The organism is Pseudomonas sp. NPDC087639, from assembly GCF_044743385.1.
Lineage (GTDB): Bacteria > Pseudomonadota > Gammaproteobacteria > Pseudomonadales > Pseudomonadaceae > Aquipseudomonas.
Genome location: NZ_JBIUWI010000147.1, coordinates 1 through 3,095 on the forward strand (window position 1 = coordinate 1; position 3,095 = coordinate 3,095).

Annotated in this window: 2 protein-coding genes and 1 pseudogene; 1 reads left to right on the forward strand and 2 read right to left on the reverse strand. The window is 58.0% G+C overall.

Annotated features, from left to right (window positions below; genetic code table 11):
• Positions 1-230: 230 nt before the first annotated feature.
• A complete protein-coding gene (locus ACIOVB_RS27250) occupies positions 231-1,280 on the reverse strand; it encodes an FAD:protein FMN transferase (protein ID WP_401272246.1) in 1,050 nt (349 codons plus the stop codon).
• 53 nt (positions 1,281-1,333) lie between these two features.
• On the opposite strand from ACIOVB_RS27250, the gene ACIOVB_RS27255 reads away from it, so the two are divergent.
• On the forward strand, positions 1,334-2,635 hold the full coding sequence (locus tag ACIOVB_RS27255) for an MFS transporter (protein WP_401272247.1): 1,302 nt from the start codon (positions 1,334-1,336) through the stop codon (positions 2,633-2,635).
• A 165-nt stretch (positions 2,636-2,800) separates the two neighbouring features.
• On the opposite strand, the pseudogene ACIOVB_RS27260 reads toward ACIOVB_RS27255, so the two are convergent.
• Positions 2,801-3,095, reverse strand: a pseudogene (locus ACIOVB_RS27260) (glyceraldehyde-3-phosphate dehydrogenase); the annotation flags it as partial.

Here is a 3,095-nt window from a genome sequence, read left to right on the forward strand (position 1 = left end):
CAGCACCACCACGTCGTAGTTGTAGACAGCCATGCGTACTCCTCAGAACAGGCCGCGGTGCCAGCAGAACCTGCGGCTAAATCACGCCGAACGGCGGCGCGAAGGAACAATTGGGGGCCAGTGATGAACCCGGACACAGTCTATAGAAGCGTCAACGCCGCGCACATTAACCCTTGGTCGCGTCGTAGGCTACTTTTGCCTGCACTACAACGCCAGCTTTCGTATTGTCCTTAGTCAGTTTTTACGCCACTGAACCGCTCGAAAGCCTTGCTGGTGCGGATAACAAAACCTGTATCGGCACGAATCACAAAGAATGCACCAATGTCGTGTTTTTCGGCATAGTCCCAAGCCCTTTCAGGCCCGAGAATCAGCAACAGCGTCGATAGTCCATCGGCCATCAACGCTGAAGGATGAATCACCGTGACTGACGCAAGATCATGTAGGACAGGTGCGCCGCTACGCGCATCGAATGTGTGGGAATAGCGCCGGCCATCTCGCAGGAAATAGTTGCGGTAATCGCCGGAGGTGGAAACGCCGTAGCCATCGACATTGATGATGCGCTCGGCGACTCGCTGATCATCGCGGGGCTCTTCCAAGGCAATGCGCCATGGTGAGCCATCGAGTTTTTTGCCCTTGGCCTTGAGCTCTCCCGTGGCTTCGGCGAGGTAATCGTGGATGCCCATGGCGTCGAGTCGTGCGGCAATCCTATCGACGGCATAACCGGCGGCAACGCTGTTGAAGTCGACTTCAACGGCGGCGTCCTTGCACAACTGATCGCCATCGATTCGCAGATGCTGATGACCGACCCGTTGCAGCACCTCGGCCAATGCAGCAGCACTTGGGACTTTTTCTTCGCGACCTTGCGGACCGAAGCCCCAGAGATTCATCAGCGGTTCGACGGTGAGGTCGTAGGAACCTTCGCTTTGCTCTGACAGCTGTTCACCGATACGAACCAATTCGAGTACGGAAGCGGGCATCTTCTGACAACTGTTGGCGGGCAATGCGTTGAATTGCTCGATGTCCGAATCGCTGCGGTAAGTGGACATATGCCGATCGACTTCGGCGAGGATGCCCTCCACTTCGCGGCGAACTTGTGCAGGATCAGCAAGACTTGCATGACGTACGTATTTGATCGAATACGTGCTGCCCATGGTCGGACCGCCAATGCTCTCCATGGAGTCGCCATTGCCGCAGCCGGACAAGACGACCGCCAACACCACAACCCCCTGCCACCGTCCAGTTAACAATTCTTCATCTCCCCGCAAAAGCACGCCGGCCATTATGGGATACGAGCGAAACGCTTTCTTACAAGATTTAAAGTGAGTATCCAGAAATGTCTTCAACGACCGGCAAAGGCAAGGCGATTTTTCGCGTTGTCAGCGGCAATTTTCTCGAAATGTTCGACTTCATGGTCTACGGCTTCTACGCCACGGCGATCGCCAAGACTTTCTTCCCTACCGACAGCGCCTTCGCCTCCCTGATGCTTTCGCTGGCAACCTTCGGTGCCGGTTTCCTGATGCGCCCACTCGGCGCAATCTTTCTGGGCGCCTACATTGACCGCCATGGCCGTCGCAAGGGCCTGATCATCACTCTGGCGATGATGGCCGCCGGCACCGTGTTGATTGCCTGCGTCCCAGGCTACGCGACGCTCGGTGTCGCCGCACCCTTGCTGGTGCTGCTTGGACGCTTGCTGCAAGGGTTCTCGGCGGGGGTTGAACTGGGCGGCGTCTCGGTTTATCTGGCGGAAATTTCCACGCCGGGCCGCAAAGGCTTTTTTGTCAGTTGGCAGTCCGCCAGCCAACAAGCGGCCGTGGTGTTCGCCGGCCTGCTCGGCGTCGGTCTCAACCACTGGCTGAGCCCGGAGCAAATGGGCGATTGGGGCTGGCGCGTGCCGTTTCTGATCGGCTGCATGATCGTGCCGGTGATCTTCGTGATTCGTCGCTCGCTGGAGGAAACCCCGGAATTCCAGGCGCGCAAGCATCGCCCTACTTTGCAGGAAATCGTCCGCTCGATTGGTCAGAACTTCGGTATCGTCCTCGCCGGCATGGCGCTGGTCGTGATGACCACGGTGTCGTTCTATCTGATCACGGCCTACACCCCGACTTTTGGCAAGTCTGAACTGCATTTGTCGGATCTGGATGCGTTGCTGGTGACGGTGTGCATCGGCCTGTCGAACTTCTTCTGGCTGCCGGTGATGGGTGCGGTGTCTGACAAGATCGGACGCAAACCCCTACTGCTGGCGGCGACGATTCTGGCGATTCTGACCGCTTACCCTGCCCTTTCGTGGCTGGTGGCGAATCCGAGCTTCAGCCATTTGCTGATCGTCGAGTTGTGGTTGTCTTTCCTGTACGGCTCGTACAACGGCGCGATGGTGGTGGCGCTGACCGAGATCATGCCGGTAGAAGTGCGTACAACCGGGTTCTCGCTGGCCTACAGCCTGGCGACTGCGACCTTCGGCGGCTTCACACCGGCGGCGTGTACCTATTTGATTCATGTGCTGGGCAACAAGGCTGCGCCGGGGATCTGGCTCAGCGGTGCGGCGGTGCTGGGGTTGATTGCGACGCTGGTGTTGTTCCGGGGCAACAAGCATGAACTGCGCACGGCGCAAGCGGCTGTTGCTGGCGGCGCCCGATAGGACGCCATCGCGAGCAGGCTCGCTCCTACAGGGGATTTGTGAACGACAAAGATCCAGTGTGGGAGCCAGCCTGCTGGCGATGAGGCCGGAACAGGCAACAGAGATTTACCAGGCATAAAAAAACGCCCCGACCAAAGTCGGGGCGTTTTCATTTGCAGCTAAGGCTTAGCGCGGGAATGCTGGCGGGTTTACACCGGCCATGTCTTCCATCACGCGAACAACCTGGCAGCTGTAGCCGAACTCGTTGTCGTACCAGACGTAAAGAACAACGCGGTTGTCCTGAACGATGGTCGCTTCAGCGTCGACCACACCGGCGTGGCGCGAGCCAACGAAGTCGGTGGATACCACTTCCTGCGAATTGACGAAGTCGATTTGCTTATGCAGATCGGAGTGCAGCGCCATGTAGCGCAGGTACTCGTTCATCTCTTCACGGGTAGCGGCTTTCTCAAGGTTCAGGTTG